The organism is Paenibacillus sp., assembly GCF_035645235.1.
Lineage (GTDB): Bacteria > Bacillota > Bacilli > Paenibacillales > YIM-B00363 > Paenibacillus_AE.
Genome location: NZ_DASQMZ010000145.1, coordinates 63,878 through 88,429, shown reverse-complemented (window position 1 = coordinate 88,429; position 24,552 = coordinate 63,878). Strand labels below are relative to the sequence as shown.

The following is a 24,552-nucleotide window of genomic DNA, read 5'->3' as shown; positions in this document are numbered from 1 at the left end:
GACGACGGCGACGACGCCGCCCAACAGCACCGTATTCCATAACAACAGTTTCCGGCGGCGGCTCGCCCGCCGGCGCTTCATCTCATCCGTTCTCGATCGACTCATCTTCCGACTCCTTATTCCGCGGTTCACGATTCCGATATTATAACATAAAAAGGGAGCGTCCGGACGGACGCTCCCTTGCCCGCAAGCGACGACTTTCGCCCGCGTCTATTGATTCATATAGTGGCCGTTCATATGCGGCGTCTGCAGCGCCTGGTTGCCCGCGCCCGCTCCGTTCGCGCCGGACGCGTACATGCCGGCTTGCGCGCCTTGCCCTTGCATCCGCTGGCCCTGCGACGGCGCGCCCGCCTGCATGCCCTGCATGCCTTGCATCGCGCCTTGCATGCCCTGCATGCCTTGCATTTGCGCCGCGCTCATGCCTTCTTCCGCCATGAGGCTTTGATTGTTCATCGGCAAGAACGAATGGAGCATCGTCTTCGCCGTATGATCGTGAATCGTCGGCACCTGATACGTGCCTTGCTGGTTCATCAGCAGGAAAATTTCGTACGCTTGGTTGTAGCACGTAATCGCGCCGTTCAAGAACATCGTCCGAAGGGACGGGTCCGTCACCTCGAGGCCGCGCTGGATGTGGAACGTCGCGGACGCCTTGTGCACCGTCAGCAGCGCGATGGAGATCATATTGTCATCGAAGCGGCCCGTGCGCTGCGGCGCCATCGGCTGCGGGTTGCGCAGGCCGTACTTCACCCGCTCGAGGCTCGAATTCGGCTGCGGGTACGGCGGCTGCATGCCTTGGCGGGCGCTGTAGTCATGCGTGTAAGCGACCATCTGGTCGTAGGCGGCGATCGCCGCGTCCATCTGACGGCGAATCGTCGAGCGAAGCTGCTCGTCTTGAGCTTCTTGCTCGTATAAGGCCATATGGTTGATCATGTTCAGCTTCTCGCTCAAAATTTCCGAGACTTCCATTACTTCGTGGGCTCCGAATTTCACGGGGGTCAGCTCCTTCATCTTCTCAACGTAATGGCGCGAATGCGCGCCTCCTTCTACGCTTCCCCTCGATTGGCAAATTTATGCACAGCCGATTTCGTGTATAATGAGAAGGCTTGATTTCGACGCGGAGGAATCCCCCCATTGGAACGTTGGAAAATGAATCTCGCCGTCCTCTGGTTCGGCCAATTTCTCGTCATGTCCGGCATGACGATGATCATCCCGTTCATTTCGCTGTACGTACAGGAGGAGCTCGGCGTAACGGATCCGAATCAGGTCGCGTGGTGGGCGAACGCCATCTTCGCGGCCAACTTCGTGACGTCGTTCTTCGCTCAGCCGCTCTGGGGCGGGCTCGCAGACCGGTACGGCCGGAAGATCATGCTGCTGCGCTCCGGCTTCGGCATGGCGATCGTCATGACGCTCATGGGGTTCGCGACGAGCGTCTGGCAGTTGCTCCTGCTTCGCGTGCTGAACGGGCTCATCGCGGGCTTCGTGCCGGCCGCCACGGCGCTCATGTCCGCTTCGGCCCCGAAGGAGCGCATGGGCTTCGCCATGGGCACGATGCAATCCGGCGCCGTCGCCGGCACGATTCTCGGCCCGCTCATCGGCGGCGTGCTCGCCGAATGGGTCGGCTACCGGCCGATCTTCTACATTACCGGCGCGCTGCTGTTCGTTGCAAGCCTGCTCGCGTGGGCCGTCGTGAAGGAGTCGTTCGTCCCCGCGTCGTCGCGCAGCGGGGCGAACGAGTCGCTCGCCTCCGGCTTCCGCCGGCTCGTGAAGGCGCCGCAAATCCCGGCGCTGTTCGCGGTCACGGTCGGCATTCAGATCTCGCTGCTGAGCTCGCTGCTTCTCATTCCGCTGTTCGTGCAGGAGCTGCACGGCCCGGAGATGCTGGCGTTCTACGCCGGATTCGTCGGCTCGGTCACCGGCCTCGCGAACATGGCGGCGTCCCCGATCCTCGGGAGGGTCGCCGACCGCATCGGGTACGAGAAGGTGCTCACCGTATGCCTCGTCGGCGCCGCCCTTTCGTTCATCCCCCAGGCGCTCGTCGACAACGTCTGGCAGCTGGTCGCGAGCCGTTTCCTGCTCGGCGCGTTCATGGGCGGAATGCTGCCGTCGGTCAACGCGCTGCTGCGCGCGTACACGCCGGACGGCATGGAGAGCCGCGCCTACGGCTTCAACAGCAGCTTCCTCAGCCTCGGCAACATCCTCGGCCCGATGACGGGCGGCGCGCTCGCGGGCTGGGTCGGCATCCGCGGCATCTTTGTCTTCGCCTGCGGCATGCTGCTGCTCAACGCCGCGTGGGTATGGGCGACGCTGCGCAAGCCGCGGCGCGGCGCGGCGTCCTCGAAATAACCGGGAGCCGTCACACGATGCGGGCGATCGCGAGGCCGTCGTACGCCGGCAGCACGACCCCTTGCAGGCGCGGATCGGCCGCGATCCGTTCGTTAAAGACGCGCATCGCGCGCACCGACGGCGACGTCGAATCCTCCTCGACGATGCGGCCCTTCAGCAGCGTGTTGTCCCCGACGACGAGCGCGCCGGGGCGGCCGAGCCGCAGCGCCCAATCGAGGTAGTTCGGGTAGTTGCCCTTATCCGCGTCGATGAAGAAGAAATCGAACGTGCGCCCTTCCGCCTCGAGCGCCGCCAAGCTGTCGAGCGCCTCGCCGACGCGATACTCGACGCGGCCCGCGAAGCCCGCCGCCTCCACGTTGAACTGCGCGAGCTCCGCGTAATCCGCTTTCAGCTCGAGCGACGTCAGCGTCCCCCCGGGACGCAGGCCGCGGGCGATACAGATGCCGCTGTAGCCGCCGAGCGCGCCGATCTCGAGCGCCGCCTCGGCGCCGCTCGCCGCGGCCAGCAGCGTCAGCAGCCGCCCGTACCCCGGCTTCACCGAAATGTCCGGCATGCCCCTCTCCCGAATCGACGCGAGCGTCCGCTCCAGCGCGGCGTCCGCCTTCCCTTCGTATAACGCCTCTACGTACCGTTCCACATCGTCGTTTCTCATGCGCCGCACGCTCCTTCGTCCATCCATTGTATCGCTTGCACCAGTATACCCGAATGGCAGGCCGTTGCATAAAATATCCCAGAGAGCGAAAACGAAAGGGGAGCCGATGCCGATGACCGTGCTCGGAATTATGACGCATGCCGCCGGAACGCCGGCGCGATACGACATGTATGCACAAGAAGCGCTTCGCCTCGGCTTCGACGGCGTGCTGCTCTTCGCGCCGATGGACGTCGACCTGCGGCGGCGCCGCGTCGACGCGTGGGCGTACGAGCGAGGGGGCTGGCGCCGCCGCGTCCGCCCGCTGCCCGATCTCGCGCACGATATGGGCTTCTACGCCGGCGCGGCGACGATTCGCGCGGCGAGGCGCGTCAAGGCGCCCGAAGCCGCGGGCGGCATTCCCTTCGTCGGGTACGCCCTCGGGCACAAATGGACCATTCATCAGCGGCTTCTGCGGACGCCTTACGCGGCGTACCTCCCGGAGACCGCATCCATGCGGTCGGGCGAAACGGCGGTGCGGATGGCCGATCGGTACGGCGCCGCGATGGTAAAGCCCCGCGACGGCAAGCAAGGCAAGGGGATCGTGAAAATCAGCCGCGAAGGGCCGGGGAAATACCGGTGGCAGGAGCAAGGCGGCGCCTCGTCGCGATTGACGCGCAAGGAAGCCGCCGCCCGGCTGGACCGGCGGTTCCGTCCCGATGCCGCGATCGTGCAGCGTTGGATGGACATTCGCTGTCCGAAGGGCGGCGTGTTCGACATTCGGGCGCTCGCGCAGAAGGCGGAGGGCGACGCCTGGCGCACGACGGCGGCGGCGGTGCGCCAGAGCGGGATCGGGCGCATCGCGTCCAACGTCACGTCCGGCGGGGCGGTATGGGCGGTGGATGCGTTCCTCGCCGATATGTACGGCGAAGCCGAGGCGGCGCGGATCGCGGGGGAGGCAGGGCGCATCGCCGCGGAGCTGCCGGGCGAGCTGGAGCGGTCGTACGGCAAGCGCTTCGTCGAGCTCGGCATCGATCTGGCGGTCGAGCGGGGCGGCGCCGTACGGATCATCGAGGTTAATATTAAGCCCGGAAAAAAAATCGTCCGCGCGCTCTCCGGGGAGAGAGCTTACGCGGACGCGCTGCTGCAGCCGATTCGCTATGCCAAGTGGCTTAGTGATCGCCGTGATTCCCTTTGGACGGATTCGTGATGACGAAGCCTTCCTCCGGCGTATACAGGTAGTCGATCGTCACGCCGTCGAGGAAGGCGTCGCCCTCTTTCATAATGACGTCGATGCCCTTGTCCGTCTCGACGACGACGTCGCCCTCGCCCGGCGTGTCCAATCCGAGCCCGTAGTGGGCATGGTCGCCGTGCGCGTGCGTCACGTAGACGCGAAGCTTTAATTCTTTGTTTTCTTCGCCTTCCATTTCCTTGAGCAGCACCTTCGCGGCGTTGCGGGTGATTTTGCACTTCATGAATCGTCTACTCCTTCGACTTGTGCGGAAATTTGCTCTCGATTCGATGCAAAAACCAATTCGACAACAACAGCGTCACGGCGAGATCGTCCACCGGCACGTACGGAAGTACGTCCGGCAGCACCCAATAGAGCGCCGCCGGAACAAGCAGAAGCGCCTTCTCGCGAAGCGGGATGTCTGGCGCACGAAGATACGTGAACGTCCGGGATACAAGCCTCACCCATGTCGACAGCTTGAGCCACTTCTTCATCGGGATCCACTGCTCCTTCGCTTGCCGCGAATCGAAACCATGCCTCTAGTGTATCAGTTGCCCCGCCTCGATGCCAACAGCGCCTCCAGCGCGATCGCCGCCGTCTCCTCGTACATGCCGGGGAGCTGCTCGAGCGGCAGCGGGTTCGTTCCGAAGCCCGCCTCGATCGTGAATCCCGGCCGGCCCCAGCGGTGAATGAACCAATCTTTATACCCCGCGTCGCTCCCCGTCAGCTTGATCGCCGCGTATCCGCTCGCCCGCGCCATGCGCGCCGCGATTCGCTCCGCCTCCGGCGGCTCCGCGTCTCGGTAATTCCAATAAATTTCCCGCCCCTGCGTATGGAGCGCCACGACGACGTCGAAGCCGCGCTCCTCCGTAAAGCGGGCGATCGCTTGCGCTTCGGGCTCCGTGAGCGGCGCCTCCCCCGTATAATCCCGGGGCCCCGGCCCCTCGACCGCCCGCCGGTCGCGCTCGACCTCCCAGTACGCCGGAAATTGGTCGTTCAGATCGACGCCGCGGATATTGGCTTTCCAGCCCGCGAAATCTTCGCTTCCCCCGTTCCAGGCAAGCACGTCGTCCCGATGCGGTCCCGCCGCCGCCGCGCCGTTCACCACCAGGTCGACCCCGTCGGGATTGACCATCGGCGCCACCCACAGCGACGTACGCTCGAACAGCGACGCCGCGTCGACGCCTCGCAGCGCGCCTCCGCTTCGCAGCGCCTCAAGCGCCTCTTCGGCGAAGCGAAGCGCGAGAGGGCTCGTAATCCATTCGTTCGCGTGGAACGCGGCGTTCAGGAACGCTTGCCCCGGCCCGCGCCCGACCCGAATCGCATAAATCGGCTTGCCCAAGACGCTTCGCCCGATCGTCGCGACTTCCGCGTCCGGATACGCCGCCCGAAGCCGGTCGAGGCAGCGCTCCAGGGCGCCGAAGCCGAACGTCTCGTCGAAAGGCACGATGCCGCTTCTCGTTGTCATCCCGAAGATGACCCTCCTCCCGCTTAGATGAATTTGGGAACCTGCCACATGACTGGCGTCACTTGAATTTGTTCTCCCAGCCATTCCTGCGCGATCCATTGGAACGTCGCCGGGTCTCCGCTGCAAAAAAATCGATGCACCGGCAGCTCCCTCGCCGAAGCCAGTTGCCCGCTATGGTACAGCACCGTACTGATATCCCGGGCGGTCTGGTCCGCCGACGAAATGAGCGCCACGCCCTTGCCCATGCACGCTTGAATGCGGTCCGCGAGGAACGGGTAATGCGTACATCCGAGAATGAGCGTATCGATCGTCTCCCGACGCAGCGGGCGGAGCGCGTCGCAGACGACGTCGACCGCCTCCTCCGAGCGAAACAACCCCCTCTCTACGAGAGGGACGAACGCGGGGCAAGCCAGGCTGACGACCCTCACGTAAGGCGCGATGCGCCGCAGCGCCGTCTCGTACGCGCCGCTGCGGATCGTCCCTTCCGTGCCGATGACGCCGATTTGGCCGTTCTTCGTCTGTTTAATGGCCGCGCGCGCCCCAGGCGCGATGACGCCGAGCACGGGCACCGACACCCGGGCGCGGATCCGTTCGATCGCGACGGCGGTCGCGGTGTTGCAGGCGATGACGATCATCTTCGGGTCGAACTGCAGCAGGTAATCGACGATCTGCTCGGTAAACCGAACGACCTCTTCCTTGGACCTAGGGCCGTACGGCGCGCGGGCGGTATCCCCGAAATACAACACCCTCTCTTGCGGAAGCTGCCGCATCACTTCTTTGGCGACCGTAAGTCCGCCGACGCCGGAATCCAAAATCGCGATGGCCTGTTGAATCGTCACTGTTGAACCGCTTCCCTCTGTTATATGATAGGTCCCTCCGATGCTATTCAGCATATGTGAGCGGCGCCGTATCGGTCACAACGGGCTGGTACGGAAGAATAGGAAAGAATTGTGTCGAAAAATAGGGAAAACAGGACAAGTTTACTATTACGCAGGACGTAGAATTATTGGTACAATGAAAAAAGTATACAGAGGTTCCTCACTCGCTCGGAGATGATATCGTGGTACAGAAACTGCCGGTGACCCGTGACGTGAAGCGAGGCGACGTCTTCACGATCGACTCGACGGACGTCGTTAAAATCGACCTCATTAAAGATAAACTCTATCTCGTACATACGAAGTCGGATCAATTCTATTTGAACCTGAGCTTCGACGCGATCGAGGAATGGTTGTACGAAGACGGCTTCCGCATGCTCGACACCCATAACATCGTCAACGTCAATCAGATCGTATCCTATGATTCGGATCGTGGTCGCATCGCGCTCAGCGCCGCCGAAGGCGACGGCGCCGCGCAGAAATCGGCCACGGCCGCCCGTATTCATAAGCAGCACGTCATGAATATTATGAAGATGCTTGAAGCGCGCAGCCGGACGGACGATAACGGCGAGCCGCTCGCGGACCTGCTCACCGAGCTGACGTCGACGAACGACAATCCGTTGTTCGTCCGCTCTTACACCGCCATGCAGCTCTCGGAGGAGCGCCGGCGCGCGAACGCGAAGATCAACCATCTCGCGTTCCACGACGCTTTGACGAACCTGCCCAACCGGATGCTGTTCCAGGACCGGGTGAAAGCCTGCTTCGAGGAAGCGGTCCAGCACCAAAGAAAGCCCGCCATCCTCTTTTTCGATCTCGATCGGTTCAAGGTCATTAACGACACGCTCGGCCACCATGTCGGGGACAGCATGCTGCAGTTGCTCGCCAAGCGGCTGCAGAGCATTACGCGGCCGGAGGACACGCTTGCCCGATTTTCCGGCGACGAGTTTATTTGGCTCATCCCGCACGTGAACGATCGCTCGGAGGCGGCGGATTACGCCCGCGAGGTCGCGAAGGTCGTCAGCAAGCCGTACGATCACGAAGGACAGGAGCTGTTCGTTACGGCAAGCATCGGGGTCAGCTTTTATCCCGAAGACGGCATGGATCCGGATACGCTGATCAAGCATGCGGACACGGCGATGTACCGCGCGAAAGAGAAGGGCGGCGATTCGTTCGAGTTTTATCACCCGGACATGAACTTCCGCTCGCTCGAACGGCTCCACCTCGAGACGCATTTGCGCAAGGCGCTCAGCCGGGACCAAATCCGCGTGTTTTATCAGCCGCTCGTCAACTTGGAGGACGGGAACATCTTCGGCATGGAGGCGCTGGTCCGGTGGGAGCATCCCGAGCTCGGGCTCGTGTCCCCCGGGGAATTCATCCCGCTCGCGGAGGAGACCGGCGTCATCGTGCCGATCGGCAACTGGGTGCTTCGCACCGCTTGCATGCAAAACAAACGCTGGTACGACATGGGCCATCGGCTGTGCGTCTCCGTCAACATCTCGATGCAGCAGTTTCAGCATCCCGACTTCGTCGCTACGATTCAGGAGACGCTCGCGGAGACCGGACTCGAACCGGCGTGGCTCGCGTTGGAAATTACCGAGAGCGTCGCGATGAAGAACGTCAACTTCGTGATGGAGACGATCGAAGAGCTCAAGCGCATCGGGGTGCATATCTCGATCGACGACTTCGGCACGGGGTACTCGTCGCTCAGCTACTTGAAGCGATTCCGCGTCCATACGCTCAAGATCGATCGCAGCTTCATTCGAGACGTCACGACCGACGAGGACAACGCGGCGATCGTGACCGCGCTGATCGCCATGAGCCAGCAGATGAAGATGCGGTCCTTGGCCGAGGGCGTAGAAACCGTGGAACAGCTGAATTTCCTCCGGGAGCGCGGCTGCAATGAGGTGCAGGGCTATATTTTTAGCAAGCCCTTGCCCGCGGAGCAGTTCCAAGCGATGCTCGAGAAGACGTCGGTGCCGAACGGACAGCCGTAGGAACCCGCCGACAACGGAACGAACGCCATTCGGGAACCCTCTTCTTTCTCCGCCAAGCAAGGCATGCTCCGATCGGGGCGCCGGCGGAGGAAGGGGAGTTTTTTTGTTTACAAAATTTTCCTATATGACGGAAGGCGTGCCCGCGCAACTTTCCATGCTGCTCTTCGTCAGTAGACAATAGGAAGTCGATAGGACCAGCATAGGACTACTGTTAGGAATCCGGATAGGAACGGAAAGGAATGGACTTGCCCGTGGCACCCACACCGCTCACTTGGCTTCCCCGCCGGCGATGGACGCTCGCCGCCGTCGCGCTGGCCGCAGCGGCGTTGACCGCCGCCATATGGCTGTGGGGCACGCCCTCCGGCGCTCGGCTGCGGTATTTGGCGGCGGACACGATCATTACGACGCAGCACCGCGAATGGGCGAAGGCGGTCATCGGGGAGCGGGCGCTGCGGGAGCGGATAGCCGCGTACGAGCGGCGGTTCGACGACATGGGGCGGGAGACGCTGCAGCCGGTTCGACCGCCGCTCGCCGCGATCGCCGCCCCCGCGCCGGAGACCGCTCCGCTCTTCCGCGTCGAAGACATCGCGGGCGAGGGGTGGTCCGGAAAGCTGCTCGTCGTCTCCGACCCGCGCACCATCCGCATCGGAGTCCCGGGCGTCGCCGGCCGCGGGGAGAAGGTGAGCCGCATGATGCTTCGGCTCGGCGCCGAGGCCGGCGTCAACGGCGGCGGCTTCGCCGATCCGAATTGGACCGGCAACGGCTTCAAGCCGACGGGACTCGTCCTGTCGGGCGGGAAGGTGTTTTACAGCGACGCCGCCCCCGAGGAGGAAATCGACGTCGTCGGGTTCACGGAGCAAGGGTCCATAATCGCCGGCAAATATACGCTGAAGGACATTCTCCGCATGGGCGTGAAGGAAGCCGTCTCGTTCCGGCCGAGGCTCATCGTGAACGGCAAAGGTCTCGTCAAGAGCGACGACGACGGCTGGGGCTTCGCGCCGAGAACGGCGGTGGCGCAGACGGCGGACGGCACCGTCTTGTTCGCCGTCATCGACGGACGGCAGACGCACAGCGTAGGCGCCACGCTGTACGACGTCCAGCAGCTGTTTCTCGATCGCGGCGCCGTCGTGGCGGCGAATTTGGACGGCGGCGCCTCGACGGTGCTTGTCACCCGGGATGCCGAGACCGGCTTTCGCATCGAAAACAAGCCGGCCACGACGGAAGGGGAGCGCTACTTGCCGACGGCCTTCCTCGTCTTCCGCCAGCCGGCGCTCGCTCGGATCGGCAACGTGTGGGAAGGGCTGGACATGGACAAGTTCGACCCCGCGAAGTGGTAACTCTCGGAAAAAAAAGGCCTGCCCTCTTACGTTGCAGCAAGAGGGTAGGCCTTCTTCAGGTAAGCTTCGATTTTCCGTTCGGCTTCCATCGTCGTCGCGGCCCGGATGACGGTACGCTCGGCGTCGTATTCCGAAATCGTGTGCTCGTACCGCGGGTCGTAGTAATGCGCCAGCAATCCGACGACGGCGCTGCGGAAGTCGTCCCGCGCCAGCGCGTCGCGAATGTCCTTCGCCGCGGGCGTGTGAATTTTCCGCTCGATGCGTTCGAACGCTTCCACGCATTGCGCCTTAAACCGCTCCGGCTCGTAATCGGCGACGATGTTCGTGACGCGCGCTTCGACCGGCAGCTCTAGAAATAACTGCGGCGCCCGCTCCTTCGCCGCGACGAGAAACTCCGGCAGCACCGCCTTGCCGACCCGGCGGCTCTCCGCCTCCATCAGCACGTAAGGCGCGTTCCGCAGCCGGATGAGCTCGTGCACGAGCAGCGCCTCGAACGTGCGCTGATTGCGCGGCTCCAAACCGACGCCCCCGAAGATCGAGCCGCGGTGCGCGGCCAGCCCCTCGAGGTCGAGCACGGGATAGCCCTTCGCATGGAGCGACCGCAAGATGTTCGTCTTTCCCGTGCCGGTATAGCCGTTCAGCACGACGACCGGCGTCTTCAGCTCGTAGTTCTCCAGCGTCTCGACGACCCAGCTGCGATACGCCCGGATGCCGCCTTGAATGCGGTATACGCGCCCGGCCAAGATCGACAGCAGCGTGGCCGACGTCTTGCTGCGCATGCCGCCGCGCCAGCAGAAGAACGCCTTGCGGCCCGGCAGCGCCTGCAGCTCGCGAATGAACGCCGGCAGCTTCGCCGCGACGATCTCCAGCCCCTTCTCCTTCGCCGCTTCGACGCTCACTTGCTTGTAAATCGTGCCGATCGCCGCGCGCTCCTCGTTATCGAACAACGGCACGTTCACGCTGCCGGGCACGGTGCCCTCGGCGAATTCTCCGGGAGACCGGACGTCGACCGGGACGATATCGCCTTTGCCCAGCAGCTCTACGAATCGTTCTACGCTAATATCTTCTACCAAGTCGGCCTACGCTTCCTCTCCGCCCCGGACGACGATGCGTCCGGGATGCTCGCGCGTCGCCGCGCCGATCAGCGCCGCTTCGACCCCCGCGTCGAGAAGCGCCGCATGAAGCGCCTCCGCCCGTTCGCCGTCGACGGCGATGAGCAGGCCGCCGGACGTAACGGCGTCGCATAAGATGAACCGATCGAGCTCGTCGAGCGACGGCGCGAAATCGATCGACGGCTCGACGTGGCGGTAATTGTTTTTCGTCCCGCCGGGAATAACGCCCTCGGCGGCCAGCTCCTTCGCGCGCGGCAGCACCGGCACCTTCGCGGCATCGATGACGATGCCGACGCCGCTGCCCTTCGCCATCTCGAGCGCGTGACCGAGCAGTCCGAAGCCGGTCACGTCGGTACAGCCGTGCACCGGGTAATCGGCCATCACCTCGGCCGCTCGGCGGTTGAGCGTCGCCATGACCGCGGTCACCCGTTCGATCTCCTCCGGCGACAGCTTGTCCCGCTTGATGGCGGTCGTCAAGATGCCGACGCCGATCGGCTTCGTGAGGAGGAGCCGGTCGCCGGGCTTCGCGCCCGCATTCGCCAGCACGCGGTCCGGATGAATGACCCCCGTGACCGCTAAGCCGAATTTCGGTTCGTTGTCGTCGATCGAGTGGCCGCCGACGAGCGTCGCGCCCGCCTCCCGCACCTTATCCCCGGCGCCGCGAAGAATGTCCGCCAGCACCGAGGGATCGAGCTTCGCGATCGGGAACGCGACGAGGTTGAGCACCGTCTTCGGCGTCCCGCCCATCGCGTACACGTCGCTCAGCGCGTTCGCCGCCGCCACCTGCCCGAACGCGTACGGGTCGTCCACGATCGGCGTAAAGAAATCGACCGTCTGCACGAGGGCGAGGTCGTCCGTCAACTTATACACGCCGGCGTCGTCGTTCGTCTCGGTGCCGACGAGCAAATTCGGATCCCGCTCCGACTTCGGCAAGCTCGCAAGGATGCCGGACAATTCGCCGGGACCGATCTTGCAGCCGCAGCCGCCCTTCGTCGAGAGCGACGTCAGCTTTATCGTTTGTTCTTGTTGCATCCGCTGTTCCTCCCCTATATGACAAAGCATCCGCTCGCCGCTTAGGCGAACGGCTGCAATTCCTTCTCGATGAATGCGCGGACGAGCGGCGGGAACGTCTCCAGCAGCTCCGCCGTCCGCTCGAGATCGTCCCGCGGCGCATCGCGCCGCAGCTCCATATATTCCTGCGTGAGCGGCCGGCGAAGCGCCACCAGCGCCCGCAGCCCGTCCGCGACGTCGTCCGGTAATACGCCTTCCGTCCGGAGGATGTCGACGATATCTTCGTAGCTGCTCGCGTCCCGCATCATAAAGCCGTCGATCAGAAAGCTCCCGACGTCGGTGACCGCCTCGATGGCGAGATGCAGCGCCCGCTCCTGCGCGAAATGCGTCAGCAGCGCGCCGTCCGACGCGTCCGCCGCGGCGCCGTTCCCCGCGCCCGCGCCCGCGGCCAGCGCCCGCAGCGCCCGCGCGACGGTCGGCACGAAGCGCAGCCGCGCGTCGATCTGTTCCCGATTGACGTAATACATGATGCGGCGACCTCCTCGTTTTCCGAAAAATAATATGTTATGAATCCCGCTTCTTGCGCGCCTTCCGCTTCAGCACGCCGACCGTAATAAAGAACGTCAAGACGACGATCAACAAAATAAACATCGCCTCGGATACGTCGCGCCCCATGCCTAACTCCTCCGTTTCGTCTTACCCCGCCGCGTTCCGGACGGCCGACAGCAGCGCCCAACGCCGCTCGGATTTCCGTTTATACTTCGGCAATGCCCGGTAGACGTCTACCGCCTCCCGGTACGACTGCTTCGCGTCCGCTTTCCGGCCGAGGGATTCGTATAGCCGACCGAGCCGGTAATACAGCTCGCACGACGACGAGTTCGCCTCTTTGAACCGATGCAGCGCGGCGACCGCCCGCTCGACGTCCGTCGGCGCCAGCGCCTCCGCCAGCCGCAAGTAAGGCTCCCCGTACCGCACCCGCGGATTCATCGCGAGCGCCTCCGCAAGATCCTTCTCGCCCTGCGCCACGTCGCCCGTCTTGACGCGACAAATGCCGAGATCGCAACGCACCTCGGCCGAATGCTCCATTACGGGCATAATATCCTCCAGCAAGCGCCGCGCTTCCCCCCAACGCTTCTTCTCCATATAGAGGCGGGCCGCCTCCTGTTTCGCCGAGACGTCGAACGGACGCTCGCGGATGTCCTGCAGCGCCCTTGCCAGCCGTCGATTGCGCCGAAGCGGCTTCAGGAAGCTTGGGAAGAAGCCCAGAAAGCTGCGGTCCAGAACGTATAATAGCAGCAAAAGCACGAGGATGGCAACGAACGGATTGCCGAGCAACAGCCAGAGCAACCCGAACAGCAAACCCAGTTTCATCGGTATTCCCCCTACTCGCACTTTGCTGCCATTATATCATATTCGGCTTACCCCAACCACAGATGGGCCGCGTAGCCGAGCAGCGCGCCGACGATATACCAAACCGTGTTCATGGAACCCCTCCTTGGATGCATGTTCCATTCTAGCTTTGCCGAAAGAGGTCGGATTTAGTATGTTTTTGGGAAAAGGAGGCCCCGCCGATGTTCGATTCCCATCGTCCGCCGCCGCCCTCCGTCTGCGCCCTGTGCGGCCGGACGGGCGTCGCGACGACGGTCCATCATCTGACGCCTAAGGAGAAAGGCGGTACGTTCCTGCCCACCGCCGACCTGTGCGCCGCCTGCCATAAGACGATCCATGCCACGTTCACGAACGCCGAGCTGGCGGCGGGGCTTTCGACGCTCGAGGCGCTGCGCGCCGACGAGCGGCTCGCGCCTTACCTGCGTTGGATCCGCAAGCAGCCGCCGAGCGCGGTGCCCCGCGTGAAGAAGACGCGCGCCATGCGCAGCCGGCGGTGAACGCAAACATCCCGAGCGCCGCGGGGTTCTCCGCTGCGTCGGGATGCGCGTTGCTTCCATTCGTCGTACGCTCGCCGTCGGAACGCCGACCGGCCTGTGTCGTTATTTCCTCTCCTTGTTCATCCGTCTGCGAGTCTGAATTTCCAATACGACCGAAATGCCGATTACGATAATGCCGAGGATCCAAAACCAAATCGGGGTCGGGTTCACATGCTCCCTCCTTTACTGAATCGGGCCGCGAAACGAATCGGCACGAAGAGTTCTTCCTTCCCTAGCTCGTACAACTCCGCGATTTGCGCCGCTCTCGGGACGCCGACGCCGCGGTGCCCGTTCTCGATCTGGAGCAGATAGCCGGGCGAGATGCGCAGTCGTTTGGCCGCATGCTCCAGCGTCATTCCGGCCCGCTCTCTCGTTCGTTTCAGCATGCTTTCCATCGATTCCCCGTCCCGCCTTCGCAAAATGCATTGTTTCTCCATATTTTACTCGAAAACCCATTCCAGTTCAATGCGTAACGCATAGTTTTTAGGAGAAAATTCACATTTTGCATTGTGCAAAGTATAATGAAGGCGGAGGTGAGCGCATGTACGGCGCGAAAATTCGAGAGTTACGCAAACGGCGCGGCTGGACGATGAAGCAGCTGGGGCAGATGCTCGAGCTGGCGGAATCGACGATCTCCGGCTACGAGAACGAAATCCGCCGTCCCGACATGGACGCGCTGCTGCGGTTCGCCGAACTGTTCGGCGTCAGCGTCGATTACTTGCTCGGCCGCGACGCTTCGGGCGCGTCCGCTTCGGGCGCATCCTCTTCGCAGACAGGCGCTTCCGCGGACGGGGACGAGCCCGCGCCCGGGAACGGGCCGCTCCGCGATGCGCTGCGCGAATCCGCGGCTCCTTATTACGCCGCGATCTGGGACGGACGGGTCGAGCCGCTCACCGAAGAGGAAGCGACCCATCTCCGAAATTCCCTGGAGATGTTTCGCTTATGGAAGGCAAACCGTTCATCCGGCTCCGAATGAGCCCTTTCGCCCGGTGAAACCGCGATTTCACCGTGCCGACCGAGACGCCGATACGCCGGGCGACGTCCGCGTCCTTCCACCCGCATTCGATTTTCAGCCGCACGACTTCCCGATACGTCGCCGGCAGCCGATCGACGCAGCCCCGAAGCGCCTCCGCGCCGAGCCTTCTGCACACTTCCTCCTCCACGCCTTCGGCCGACGCGCCGCAAAGGCATGCGAGCGTTTCGTTCTCCGTCGGAATGCCGTTCCAGCATCGGCGCCTGCGAAGCAGGTCGATCGCGGCGTTCGTCGCGATTTTCCTCAGCCATGCACCCGCGCGGCGCTCGTCCTTCACGGACCCCAGATGCCGATACGCCTTCAAGAAAGTTTCCTGCGTCACGTCCTGCGCGAGATACGGATCCTTGACCATCGCGTACGCCGTCCGATAGACGCGTGACTCGTATAATGTCACCAGACGACCGAGCGCGGCTTCCGACACCGACAACTGCCTTCACTCCCGTTTCTTGCGACGACATCCGATCTTTTAGAGATCTATGAAAATTTTACCATTTGAATCTACCAATGGCTAGCGAAATTTTGCTTAAAAAAGAAAATGGCCTACGGCAGCGAGCCGTAGGCTTTCGATAGAATATATTATCAAAAAGGGGGTCATCCTTACTATAATCGACCTGTGTTAAATGAAGATGTACGCAAGATTACAGTTGTGTTACAAAACCACCCGAACGGAGCTGGACGATGACTTCACCCATTCGTTTGTTTTACGCCGCGGCGCTGAGCGAAGCGGCGAGGGACGCGCTCGAGACCGCTTGCGGCGCGCTTCGGCGGACGACGTCCTTCGCCCGCTGGACGCATCCGGCCGACTACCACGTCACCGTAAAGTTTATCGGCGACGTCGACCCTTCGCTGCAGGAGCAACTCGCGGGGCCCGTCCGCGACGCCCTGCCCGGGCTTGCTCCGTTCGAGCTGGCGCTCGGCGGCTTCGACACGTTCGGCCGCGGCGGCGCGCCTTCCATCCTATGGTGCGGCGTCGACGGCGGCGGGACGGCGGCGCTGCGTACGCTGCAGGAGCGCGTCGACCGCGCGGCGGCCGTCTGCGGCATCGCGCGCGACGCCCGGCCGTTCCGGCCACACATTACCGTCGCCCGCCAGTACCGCGGCGACGAGCCGTTCGCCGCCCATGCGGAGCGGCTCGCCGGGGCGGCCCCCGCCCCCGTCGTCTGGCGCGTCGACGCGCTTGTCCTCTATCGGACGCATTTCGGCCGGCGTCCCGCATACGAGGCGCTCGAGCGTCACCCGCTCGTCTGAACCGGTCGCGGTCCCATCGGGCGGGCAAGCCGGGAGCGAAGCCTCACCCCCGCCGCGGCTTTGGCGCGAAGCGCGTTACCGCGCGGCGGCCGCCGCCGCGAAGAAGGCGCGTAGCGGCGCTTGCAGCGGCGCGAAGCCGCGCTCGTAAAGCGTGCGGTAGGCCGCGGCGCGAGCCGCGTCCGGCGCGATCGTGCGCGGCTCGATGCCGCTCGCGGCGAGGCCGGTCGACGCCGCCGCGACCGCTTCTTCGGCGTCCGCGTATACGCCCGCGCCGATGCCGGCGGCGAGCGCCGCGCCGAGCAGCGACGCTTCCGGAACGCCGGGAAGCATCAGCTCGCAGCCCGTGATGTCCGCCTTCACGGACAGCCACAGCGGGTTGCGCGTGCCTCCGCCGACGACGAGCAGCCGCTCGATCGGACCGCCGGCGAGCCGTTCCGCGCTGCGTTTCATCATCTCGAGCTGATAGGCCGTTCCCTCGAGCGCCGCCTTCAGCACGTCCGCCTTGCCGTGCGACTTCGCAAGGCCGACGAACGACGCCCGCGACGCCGAATCCGGCATCGGCGCGCCGCTGCCCGCCAAATAAGGAAAATACAGCACCCCTGTCGGTCCCGGCCGCGCGGCGTCGCACAGCGCCAGCAGCTGCTCGTACGACAACGCCGGATCGCCGAGCAGCTCGCGCAGCCACTCGACCGACCCGCCGGAGGACGACTGCCCGCCCATCCAAAAATAACGGCCCGGCGCGATATGCACGCCGAACGACAGCCCCGCCTCATAGTCGTCCCGCGTAAGCGGACGCGCTTCCAGCGTACCGACGAGCGTCTCCGCCGTTCCCATAGAGTCATATACTTCGCCCGGCCGAATCGCGCCGACGGCGAGCGCCGCAGCGACGTGATCGTGACCGGCGATCGCCACTTGCGTCGACGCGGTCAATCCCCCGGCGCGAAGCTCCGGCAGCAGCGCCCCGATCGGCTGGCCGCCCGGAACCGACTCCGGGAACAAGCCGGCGGGCAGGTCGAAGTGGCGCACCCACGGCGCATCCCACTCCCGCCGGTCGATCCGGTAGGCGTAGGTGCGCGCCGCCAGCGAGTCGTCGAACGCCATGCGCCCCGTAAGCCGGTACGCGATCCAGCTCGACGCAGACAACCACACCGGATCGCCGCCGCTCAAAGCGCCGGGTATGTGATCCCGGATCCATAAAATTTTCGCAAGCCCCAGCTTAAAGCTGCCGTGCAGCCCCGAGGCGACGAACCGTTCGAAGGGGTCCGATTCCTCCCGGATGAGCGCCGCCTGCGGCTCCGAGCATGTGTCGAACCAAGGGAGGAACGGCGAACGCGGCGCGCCGGTCGATCGTTCGACGACGAGGCCGCTCTCCGCCATCGACGCGATGCCGATCGACGCCACCGCGACGTCCCCGAGCGGGGTCAGCGCCTCCGTCAACGCCGAATACAGCGTCCGCCACATCCGCTCCGGGTCGTAATACGCGATGCCGAGCTTCTCGTCGCGCAGCGTCTCCGTCGGCCGGCTGACGACGCTAAGCTGCCGCCCGTCCTCCCCGAATACGCCCACCTTGCTGTTCGTCGTGCCGATATCGATGCCAATCGTGACTTGTGTCGTTGTCAAGGAAATCCTCCCGTTTCGTCTCTTCCAGCAGGGGAAGACCGAGATGCCGAACGCGCGAGGGTCAGGCGACGACGACGCGATTGCGCCCGCCTTCCTTCGCCTCGTACAACGCGGCGTCCGCCTTGCGCATCAGGTCCACGAGGAATTCCTTCGGATTCGCGTCCCCGTAGCCGTCGCCTTCCACGCTGATCATTCCCATGCTGATCGTAATTTGTATGTCGCCCCGGTCCGTCCGAACGACCTGCGACTCGACGATATGCCGCAGCTGCTCCGCGAGCCGGTGCGCGTCCCGCTTTTCGGTGTGAGGCAAATAAATCGTAAACTCTTCGCCGCCGTATCGGGCGAAAATATCGCTCTCGCGCAAGCGCGCGCGGATGAGCGTCGCCGTATGACGCAGCACCTCGTCCCCGATATGATGCCCGTACGTGTCGTTAATTTGCTTGAAGTGGTCTACGTCGAACAACAGGATCGAAAACGGCACCCGATACCGCTGCTCGACCGCGATCTGGTATTCGAGCATTTGATACAGGTATCTCCGATTATAACATCCCGTCAAGGAATCCGTCGTCGCCAGCAGCTCCAGCTTCCGATTGGCGAGCGACAGCTCCTCCTGCATGAGCGTAAGCTCGCTGTTGCGCACCGTCAAGTCCTCGTTCCGATCGTTGAGCTCGTGCACGAGCCTGCGCCATTCCGTGACGTCCTGCATCGTGACGATCCGGCCGACGTACGCGCCGTTGTCGCTGTAGATCGGCGTAATTTTCACGGCGACGTGGATCGGCGACGGGTCGCGCACGAGCACTTCCGTCTGCAGAAACCGCCCGGGATCGTGGAAGTACGCGCTTAAGAAACCTCGTCCGAAGGACGGCTCGAGCGCCCCCTCGACCAAGGCCTCGATCGGAAACGGCTGTCCGGGGACAAGCGGAAAAAATCGACCCGCCACCGCGTTGCGATCGAGCACGACGTGCCGGTCGTCGATAATGGCGATGCCGGTATCCATGCTGTCGACCACTTCCCGGAGCGCGATCGAGATAATGCGAAAGGCGTTGTTTTTCCGAATGGCGATCACGAAGCAGATGTCCGAGAAGACGATGCCGAGCGACGTCAGCCCTTCGACATGGGCGTACTCCGGAAACCACGGGGTCGACGTGAGGACCGTATCGAGCAGCGCAAGCGTCAGCATGAACGACTGCCCGAGCAGAAACAGCACGATCTGCCGGCGGAACGCGAAATCCTTCGTCTTCACCAAGGTTCGCACCATGACGGCGCTGCCAAGCATCAAATACAACACGCTCATGCCCGCAAGATAATAAAAGACGGGCCCGTACGCTCGCTCCGCAAGCCACGTCGAGGACGTCGTCGCGAACAGCCCGTGCAGCGGATTGAGCGTAATGAGCACCGCCGCGGCGAGCGCCGGCAAGCCGAGCAGCAAATACCCCGCCTTCCTCATCCGGTGCAAGCCGCGGGTCAGCATCAACGAGAAGATGAGCCATCCGTATCCGAGGAACGAGATGCCGACGAAGGCTAGGTTCACGTAAGACCACTGGTACGTCTGATCCGTCGTCATCGACAGGGAAAACATGCCGAACGGCCACATCATCATGGCGAGATGGAACGCTATATATACCTTATGCAGCTGGCGAATTTCGTTGGTGAATAATACATAAAGAAAGAGAAACAGTAAAACGAGGGCCGAGAGGAAATCAATCCCGTTAAACGTCTGATCCATGGGGGAGCTCCTTACGGTAGATAGGTCTTTTTAACCAAAACTATATATTCGCTTCCATTTCGCGTTTTCCCTTTTTTTATGTGAAAATTAATAAAGGAGGTGTTCCCGTTGTCGTCTTATTTGTTCGCCCCCGCCGACATTCGCGGGGTGTCGTTTCGCAACCGCGTCGCGATGTCCCCGATGTGTATGTACAGCTGCTTCGCGAAGGACGGCAAGGCGACGCCGTGGCATGTGGCTCATTATGCCAGCCGGGCGGTCGGCGGCGTCGGCCTCGTGCTTACCGAAGCGACCGCCGTCGCGCCGGAGGGGCGCATCTCGGACGAGGATCTCGGCATCTGGTCCGACGAGCACATCGACGGCCTCCGCGACGTCGCGGCCGCATGCCGGGACGCCGGCGCGAAGGTCGGCATCCAGCTCGCGCACGCCGGCCGCAAATCCCAAGCCGTAGGCCGCGCGCTCGCTCCGTCCGCCGTCCCGTTCGCAGACGGATACCGGACCCCCGTGGCGATGAGCGAGGCGGACGTCGCGGCGGCGGTCGCCGCGTTCCGGGAAGGCGCCGCCCGTGCCAAGCGAGCCGGCTTCGACGTCGTCGAGATTCATGCCGCCCACGGCTATTTATTGAACGAATTTCTCTCCCCGCTGGCCAACCGGCGGGACGACCGTTACGGCGGCGGGCGGGAAGGTCGCTTTCGGATGCTCGGCGAGACGATTCAGTCGGTGCGCGAAGCGTGGGACGGGCCGCTGTTCCTTCGGCTGTCGCTCGACGAGTACGCGGAGGGCGGGAACGCGATGGAGGACTTCGTCTGGTATGCGCGTCGGGCGAAGGCGCTCGGCGTCGACTTGATCGACTGCAGCACCGGCGGCGTCGTGCCTGCCCGCGTCGACGCGTACCCCGGCTACCAAGTGCCGTACGCCGAGCGCATCCGCCGGGAAGCGGACATCGCCGTCGGCGCGGTCGGCCTGATCGCCGAGCCGGAATTCGCGGAGCATCTCGTGCGTGCGGGTAGGGCGGACTTCGTCTTCCTCGGCCGGGAGCTGCTGCGCAATCCGTACTGGCCGCTGCACGCGGCCAAGGCGCTTCGCGCCGAGGCGCCGGTGCCGAGGCAATACGCGAGAGGCTGGGCCTAAAGCCGCTAACGCGAAGGCGGACCGGCCTTCCGGAGGGCTGCCCCGGGAGACCGGTCCGCGTGCGTTACGTGGGCCGATAGCCGTCGTTCTTTCCGAGATCCTTGCCGTTCCGAAGGAACGTACGCTCGTTGCCGCCGGACACGTAGGCGTCGGATACTTGCTCGCGCGTCTCGGCCGCGCCGGCTTCGCCGCCGTCCTCGCCGGATGCGACGTCATCGTACGATGCGAGCAGCGCCTCGTCCGCCGGGTCGTTACGTTTCGCCATGTCAGATTGTCACTCCCTTCCTGCCGAAAGCTACTTACAGATTGCCTCGGAGAACGGGTTATGATACATTATGTTCGACAATCGAATATCTTTAATTCGAAGGGAGTTCGCGCAATGAAGCATATATACCGCCAGGGCGCCGACGAGACGAAGCCCGTGCTCCTGCTGCTGCACGGCACGGGAGGCAACGAGGAGAGCCTGCTGCCGCTCGCGGCGATGATCGACCCGCAAGCGGCCGTCCTAAGCGTGCGCGGCAACGTGCTCGAGAACGGCATGCCCCGCTTCTTCCGCCGCATCGCGGAAGGCGTCTTCGACGAAGCGGACCTCGTCTTCCGCACGCAAGAGCTGCATAATTTTCTCCACGACGCGTCTTTGCAATACGGCTTCGCGCGGGAGCGCGTCGTCGCCGTCGGCTATTCCAACGGCGCGAACATCGCCGGCAGCTTGCTTTTCCACCACGAAGACGCGCTGCTTGCTGCCGTCATGTTCCACCCGATGGTGCCGCGGCGCAACGTCCCGCTCCCCCGGCTCGACGGGCTGCCCGTATTCATCGGGGCGGGGACGAACGACCCGCTCATCGAGAAGCGCGAGACCGAAGAGCTCGGCTCGCTGCTCGAAGCGGCGGGGGCCGAGGTGACGCTGCATTGGGAGTCGCAAGGCCACCAGCTGACGAAGCCGGAGGTCGAAGCGGCCGCCGCGTGGTACCGCGCGTTACCGGCGGGCGATCCGCGCTGAACGACGCAGACGCGGACGCCGTTTCCTTGAAAGCCCGCGCCAACCGGAAACAGCCGCCGAGTCGCCTCGGACGGCTGTTTCCTTGGTTTACGGCTCGCTTTCTCCCGACTCCCGACTCCCGCCTATAGCCGAACGGCCTTGCCCGTCCGAAGCGACGCCGCCGCCGCTTCGAGCGCCGCGACGTCGCGCTCGGCCGCTTCGGCGCCGTAGAACATCGCCGTCGGCCGTCCTTCGAGCGCGTCCAACGCGTGCTCCCACATGCGCGCGTTCGCGTTCGCAGCCGCGACGGGAATCGATGCCGGCTCGTCGCCTTCGATTTCGATCGACGACCGCGTATAGCGCAATATGCCCTTCGTTCCGCGAATGTAGAAATAATTGCGGTCGGACGGCATCGCGCCGGAGTGCCCATAGCTGCCTACAACGCCGCTCTCATGCGTCAGCGTCAGAAGCACGTGGTCGTACTCCCCATAAGTTTCTCTCAGCTTGGTGCCGCGGGCATACACTTCCGCCGCCGGACCGAACAAATACGAGAGCTCGCTTATGTCGTGAATTCCCCCGTCGAACAACGTACCGAGCGGGTAGCTCGGGTCGATCCGCCAATCGGTGCCCCCGAAGCCCCCCGGCGAGTCGGGCGCGAACCGAAAGTGCGCGACTCGATCGTACGAGACGACTCGACCGATCCGTCCTTCTTCGATCAGCCGCCTCGCCTGGATCAGTCCTTCCGCGTATCGCACCTGCTCCAAGACGCAGACGACCCGCCCGCTCTTTCGCTCCGCCTCCCGAATCGCGGCCGCCTCCGCCAGCGACGTCCCCATCGGTTTCTCGACGAGAACGTGCTTTCCCGCCTCCAGCGCTTGGATCGTCACCGGCGCGTTCAACGGAATCGGCGTGAGCACCGCGACCGCGTCGACGTCGCTCGATCGCAGGAGCTCCCTGTAATCCTCGTACACCGCCGCTTCCGGCGCGTCGGCCGCGGCCTTCGCCCGGGTTTCCGGACGGCGCGCCGCGAATGCGGCGACCCGCGCTCGCTCGGGCATGCTCTGCAGTACCTTCTTATGCGTCGCGTGCCATATCAACCCGGGTCCGATGACGCCGATGCTCCATGGTTTCCCCATCATCCCGTCTCCCTTACGTTCGTTCTCGTCTTCCTATCATAAGCGAGCGATGAAGCGCTCACAACCTTCTGCCGCTTCGGGCGATCTTCACCTCGCTCGGCGCCGACATCGAATGGGACGCGGCCACGAGCACCGTCGCCGCGACCCGCGGAGGGAGCGAGGTCGTCTGCAAATCGACAACCCCGTCGCCGTCGTCAAACGGCGCGACCGTCGGCTGGGACGAAGCGACGCGAACCGTGATGATCGAAAGTCCATAACGTGCGGGAGAGGCCGCCCTCGGCAGCGAACAGTCTGCCCGGGGGCGGCCTCACTTCTTTCGGATGCGTCAGACCGTCCACATGAAAATCGCGAATGCGAAAACCCACAGCAGCGGTACCAGGTTCACGAGCACGGCCGCCTGGCGCTTGCGTTTTCGAATCGCCCAGGCAAGGATCGAGCAGACGACAATGGCAACCGGATATAAGGTGATGGCGATGACGAACGCGGTGTTCCAGAAGGCGAAGCCATTGTCGAACGCCATGAACGACAATCCCCAGATGACGAGCCAAGCGGCTAACGACAACGCGTACAAGCTTTGCGAGACGATCAGGTACGTTTTCATCGGCGCGCCCCCACTTCCTCCCCGGTAGGAAATAACCTTAATCTTACCATATATCATGAGGAAGTAGGGAGGCATCACTCCCGGTCCCGACAAGGCGGGCCCCCGCAAGAAATTCAAGATGACGAAAGCCTGCATTTTTGAGATAATTTTCCTATCGGGAAGCGCGGTGCTTATCCCTGATCGAAATCGAAAGGATGATGCGCATGTTCGGGAAAATCGCGGCGGACGCTTTAGGCTTGAGCGACGTGGGGAAGGTGATTCGGCCTCAAGATTTCGACAAGGTCGATTCCGACGATTACGTCTTTCACGAGGACGGCGAGAAAATTTATTTCATTATTAAATCCCGCAAAGACGAGTATTGCTTCACGAATCTTGCGCTCATTCACCTCGACGGAGACAGCGCCGTCAGCAAGAAGCGCATGCTGAAGCGGTATGCCTACGGCAGCAACGAAATTTCAAGCGTATATATGGAGACGGCCGGCACGGTAGATATCGACGTGGAGATCAAATTTACGATCGGGAACGCGGCCTTCTCCATCGACGTCGACAAGCGGCAAATCGAAGCCGTGAAAGATTTATACAAGGCGTTGATCAAAATCGCGGAAATTACGTCGTCGAACGACAATTTGTTCGACTATGCCAAGCTGAGCGTTCAGGTCGCCAAAGAATCGCTGGGCCGCATCGGCTCCCAAGGCAGCACGCCCGTCGAGCAGTTCGCCGCGATCAACGAAGCAGCGTACGGCTGGTTGAAATCGAAGCACGCAGAGCTGAAAATCAAAGACTTCGGCTTCGTCTTTGAGAAGTACATCAATCATTAAAACCTTTCAAGCGAAATCGGAAGGGCGACCGCGGCGGTCGCCCTGTTTTCGTTCATGTTTCGCCGGAGCCGACGCCGCCAAATACGAAACTTACCATTGCCATTAGACGTGCCTCCTCCTATATGTAATACTTTCCAGCGTACAAAGCAATACATTTGTCATTTGTCGACCGCTTCATTTTCCGACTGGGCGGAGGGAGGGCACGCCGGTCGGGCATGCGCCCTCACCGTTCCGCCCCGATTGCGTCACCAGTAATACCCGTAAGGCGAGAAAGCGAACGCTAACACGAGGACGAGCAACAGCCACACGACCCAAGCTTCGCCGCCCCAGTACGCGCCT

At 63.3% G+C, this 24,552-nt stretch carries 28 protein-coding genes; 11 read left to right on the top strand and 17 right to left on the bottom strand.

What is annotated here, in order from left to right; all coding sequences use genetic code 11:
* Positions 1 to 210: 210 nt before the first annotated feature.
* A complete protein-coding gene (locus tag VEZ38_RS14780) occupies positions 211 to 990 on the bottom strand; it encodes a spore coat protein (protein ID WP_324894704.1) in 780 nt (259 codons plus the stop codon).
* Positions 991 to 1,131: 141 nt separating this feature from the next.
* Here VEZ38_RS14780 and VEZ38_RS14775 point away from each other — a divergent pair, with 141 nt between their 5' ends.
* On the top strand, positions 1,132 to 2,343 hold the full coding sequence (locus VEZ38_RS14775) for an MFS transporter (RefSeq protein WP_324894702.1): 1,212 nt from the start codon (positions 1,132 to 1,134) through the stop codon (positions 2,341 to 2,343).
* Between the two features lie 10 nt (positions 2,344 to 2,353).
* Here VEZ38_RS14775 and VEZ38_RS14770 read toward each other — a convergent pair whose 3' ends face one another.
* The gene (locus VEZ38_RS14770; RefSeq protein WP_324894700.1) at positions 2,354 to 2,995 is read right to left on the bottom strand and encodes an O-methyltransferase; all 642 of its coding nucleotides are present in this window, start codon (positions 2,993 to 2,995) and stop codon (positions 2,354 to 2,356) included.
* Positions 2,996 to 3,107: 112 nt separating this feature from the next.
* On the opposite strand from VEZ38_RS14770, the gene VEZ38_RS14765 reads away from it, so the two are divergent.
* Positions 3,108 to 4,181 (top strand): YheC/YheD family protein, encoded by a 1,074-nt coding sequence (locus tag VEZ38_RS14765; RefSeq protein ID WP_324894698.1) that lies wholly within the window; start codon positions 3,108 to 3,110, stop codon positions 4,179 to 4,181.
* Here VEZ38_RS14765 and VEZ38_RS14760 read toward each other — a convergent pair.
* From VEZ38_RS14760 to racE, 4 genes are read right to left on the bottom strand one after another with little or no spacing between them, the layout of a single operon-like run.
* A complete protein-coding gene (locus VEZ38_RS14760; RefSeq protein ID WP_324894696.1) occupies positions 4,144 to 4,446 on the bottom strand; it encodes an iron-sulfur cluster assembly accessory protein in 303 nt (100 codons plus the stop codon). The two genes, VEZ38_RS14765 and VEZ38_RS14760, sit on opposite strands and share 38 nt — an antisense overlap.
* A 7-nt stretch (positions 4,447 to 4,453) precedes the next feature.
* The gene (locus VEZ38_RS14755; protein ID WP_324894694.1) at positions 4,454 to 4,696 is read right to left on the bottom strand and encodes a hypothetical protein; all 243 of its coding nucleotides are present in this window, start codon (positions 4,694 to 4,696) and stop codon (positions 4,454 to 4,456) included.
* A gap of 53 nt (positions 4,697 to 4,749) precedes the next feature.
* Positions 4,750 to 5,670 carry a M14 family metallocarboxypeptidase gene (locus VEZ38_RS14750; protein WP_324894692.1) on the bottom strand — a complete coding sequence of 307 codons (921 nt, stop codon included), beginning with the start codon at positions 5,668 to 5,670 and terminating at the stop codon, positions 4,750 to 4,752.
* A gap of 23 nt (positions 5,671 to 5,693) precedes the next feature.
* Complete coding sequence (gene racE, locus VEZ38_RS14745; protein ID WP_324894710.1) at positions 5,694 to 6,503, bottom strand: glutamate racemase; 810 nt, start codon at positions 6,501 to 6,503, stop codon at positions 5,694 to 5,696.
* Between the two features lie 227 nt (positions 6,504 to 6,730).
* Between racE and VEZ38_RS14740 the strand changes: the two genes are divergently transcribed.
* Together VEZ38_RS14740 and VEZ38_RS14735 are read left to right on the top strand one after the other, a co-directional pair.
* Positions 6,731 to 8,539 (top strand): putative bifunctional diguanylate cyclase/phosphodiesterase, encoded by a 1,809-nt coding sequence (locus VEZ38_RS14740; RefSeq protein WP_324894690.1) that lies wholly within the window; start codon positions 6,731 to 6,733, stop codon positions 8,537 to 8,539.
* Positions 8,540 to 8,778: 239 nt separating this feature from the next.
* Positions 8,779 to 9,876: a phosphodiester glycosidase family protein gene (locus tag VEZ38_RS14735; protein WP_324894688.1), complete on the top strand. Its 1,098-nt coding sequence runs from the start codon at positions 8,779 to 8,781 to the stop codon at positions 9,874 to 9,876.
* 26 nt (positions 9,877 to 9,902) lie between these two features.
* Here the strand turns inward: VEZ38_RS14735 and mnmH are convergent, their stop codons facing one another.
* From mnmH to VEZ38_RS14715, 4 genes are all read right to left on the bottom strand, one after another.
* Positions 9,903 to 10,949: a tRNA 2-selenouridine(34) synthase MnmH gene (mnmH, locus tag VEZ38_RS14730; protein WP_324894687.1), complete on the bottom strand. Its 1,047-nt coding sequence runs from the start codon at positions 10,947 to 10,949 to the stop codon at positions 9,903 to 9,905.
* 6 nt (positions 10,950 to 10,955) lie between these two features.
* The gene (selD, locus tag VEZ38_RS14725) at positions 10,956 to 12,020 is read right to left on the bottom strand and encodes a selenide, water dikinase SelD (RefSeq protein ID WP_324894685.1); all 1,065 of its coding nucleotides are present in this window, start codon (positions 12,018 to 12,020) and stop codon (positions 10,956 to 10,958) included.
* A gap of 41 nt (positions 12,021 to 12,061) precedes the next feature.
* On the bottom strand, positions 12,062 to 12,526 hold the full coding sequence (locus tag VEZ38_RS14720) for a DUF86 domain-containing protein (protein ID WP_324894683.1): 465 nt from the start codon (positions 12,524 to 12,526) through the stop codon (positions 12,062 to 12,064).
* A gap of 169 nt (positions 12,527 to 12,695) precedes the next feature.
* Positions 12,696 to 13,370, bottom strand: coding sequence for a tetratricopeptide repeat protein (locus VEZ38_RS14715; protein ID WP_324894681.1), 675 nt, complete (start codon positions 13,368 to 13,370; stop codon positions 12,696 to 12,698).
* A 200-nt stretch (positions 13,371 to 13,570) separates the two neighbouring features.
* Between VEZ38_RS14715 and VEZ38_RS14710 the strand changes: the two genes are divergently transcribed.
* A complete protein-coding gene (locus VEZ38_RS14710; protein ID WP_324894679.1) occupies positions 13,571 to 13,885 on the top strand; it encodes an HNH endonuclease in 315 nt (104 codons plus the stop codon).
* Between the two features lie 206 nt (positions 13,886 to 14,091).
* Here VEZ38_RS14710 and VEZ38_RS14705 read toward each other — a convergent pair whose 3' ends face one another.
* Entirely contained in the window at positions 14,092 to 14,319 is a 228-nt protein-coding gene (locus tag VEZ38_RS14705; RefSeq protein ID WP_324894677.1) for a helix-turn-helix transcriptional regulator, read from the bottom strand.
* A 146-nt stretch (positions 14,320 to 14,465) separates the two neighbouring features.
* Between VEZ38_RS14705 and VEZ38_RS14700 the strand changes: the two genes are divergently transcribed.
* On the top strand, positions 14,466 to 14,900 hold the full coding sequence (locus VEZ38_RS14700) for a helix-turn-helix transcriptional regulator (RefSeq protein WP_324894675.1): 435 nt from the start codon (positions 14,466 to 14,468) through the stop codon (positions 14,898 to 14,900).
* Here VEZ38_RS14700 and VEZ38_RS14695 read toward each other — a convergent pair.
* Positions 14,815 to 15,378 (bottom strand): sigma-70 family RNA polymerase sigma factor, encoded by a 564-nt coding sequence (locus tag VEZ38_RS14695; RefSeq protein ID WP_324894708.1) that lies wholly within the window; start codon positions 15,376 to 15,378, stop codon positions 14,815 to 14,817. The two genes, VEZ38_RS14700 and VEZ38_RS14695, sit on opposite strands and share 86 nt — an antisense overlap.
* 257 nt (positions 15,379 to 15,635) lie before the next feature.
* Here VEZ38_RS14695 and thpR point away from each other — a divergent pair, with 257 nt between their 5' ends.
* Positions 15,636 to 16,205, top strand: a complete 570-nt coding sequence (thpR, locus tag VEZ38_RS14690; RefSeq protein ID WP_324894673.1) for an RNA 2',3'-cyclic phosphodiesterase — start codon at positions 15,636 to 15,638, stop codon at positions 16,203 to 16,205.
* 75 nt (positions 16,206 to 16,280) lie between these two features.
* On the opposite strand, the gene VEZ38_RS14685 is transcribed toward thpR, so the two are convergent.
* The gene (locus tag VEZ38_RS14685; protein WP_324894671.1) at positions 16,281 to 17,825 is read right to left on the bottom strand and encodes an FGGY-family carbohydrate kinase; all 1,545 of its coding nucleotides are present in this window, start codon (positions 17,823 to 17,825) and stop codon (positions 16,281 to 16,283) included.
* Positions 17,826 to 17,886: 61 nt separating this feature from the next.
* Positions 17,887 to 19,551 (bottom strand): diguanylate cyclase, encoded by a 1,665-nt coding sequence (locus VEZ38_RS14680; protein WP_324894669.1) that lies wholly within the window; start codon positions 19,549 to 19,551, stop codon positions 17,887 to 17,889.
* A 108-nt stretch (positions 19,552 to 19,659) separates the two neighbouring features.
* On the opposite strand from VEZ38_RS14680, the gene namA reads away from it, so the two are divergent.
* Complete coding sequence (namA, locus tag VEZ38_RS14675) at positions 19,660 to 20,679, top strand: NADPH dehydrogenase NamA (protein WP_324894667.1); 1,020 nt, start codon at positions 19,660 to 19,662, stop codon at positions 20,677 to 20,679.
* 64 nt (positions 20,680 to 20,743) lie between these two features.
* Here the strand turns inward: namA and VEZ38_RS14670 are convergent, their stop codons facing one another.
* On the bottom strand, positions 20,744 to 20,944 hold the full coding sequence (locus VEZ38_RS14670; RefSeq protein WP_324894665.1) for a hypothetical protein: 201 nt from the start codon (positions 20,942 to 20,944) through the stop codon (positions 20,744 to 20,746).
* Between the two features lie 114 nt (positions 20,945 to 21,058).
* On the opposite strand from VEZ38_RS14670, the gene VEZ38_RS14665 reads away from it, so the two are divergent.
* Positions 21,059 to 21,679 carry an alpha/beta hydrolase gene (locus VEZ38_RS14665; RefSeq protein ID WP_324894663.1) on the top strand — a complete coding sequence of 207 codons (621 nt, stop codon included), beginning with the start codon at positions 21,059 to 21,061 and terminating at the stop codon, positions 21,677 to 21,679.
* A 122-nt stretch (positions 21,680 to 21,801) separates the two neighbouring features.
* Here VEZ38_RS14665 and VEZ38_RS14660 read toward each other — a convergent pair whose 3' ends face one another.
* On the bottom strand, positions 21,802 to 22,794 hold the full coding sequence (locus VEZ38_RS14660; RefSeq protein WP_324894661.1) for a Gfo/Idh/MocA family oxidoreductase: 993 nt from the start codon (positions 22,792 to 22,794) through the stop codon (positions 21,802 to 21,804).
* Between the two features lie 68 nt (positions 22,795 to 22,862).
* Here VEZ38_RS14660 and VEZ38_RS20645 point away from each other — a divergent pair, with 68 nt between their 5' ends.
* Positions 22,863 to 23,051, top strand: a complete 189-nt coding sequence (locus VEZ38_RS20645; RefSeq protein ID WP_414694724.1) for a stalk domain-containing protein — start codon at positions 22,863 to 22,865, stop codon at positions 23,049 to 23,051.
* Positions 23,052 to 23,119: 68 nt separating this feature from the next.
* Here the strand turns inward: VEZ38_RS20645 and VEZ38_RS14655 are convergent, their stop codons facing one another.
* Entirely contained in the window at positions 23,120 to 23,395 is a 276-nt protein-coding gene (locus VEZ38_RS14655) for a hypothetical protein (protein ID WP_324894659.1), read from the bottom strand.
* Positions 23,396 to 23,598: 203 nt separating this feature from the next.
* Here VEZ38_RS14655 and VEZ38_RS14650 point away from each other — a divergent pair, with 203 nt between their 5' ends.
* Positions 23,599 to 24,213, top strand: coding sequence for a PH domain-containing protein (locus VEZ38_RS14650; protein ID WP_324894657.1), 615 nt, complete (start codon positions 23,599 to 23,601; stop codon positions 24,211 to 24,213).
* Positions 24,214 to 24,552 lie beyond the last annotated feature (339 nt).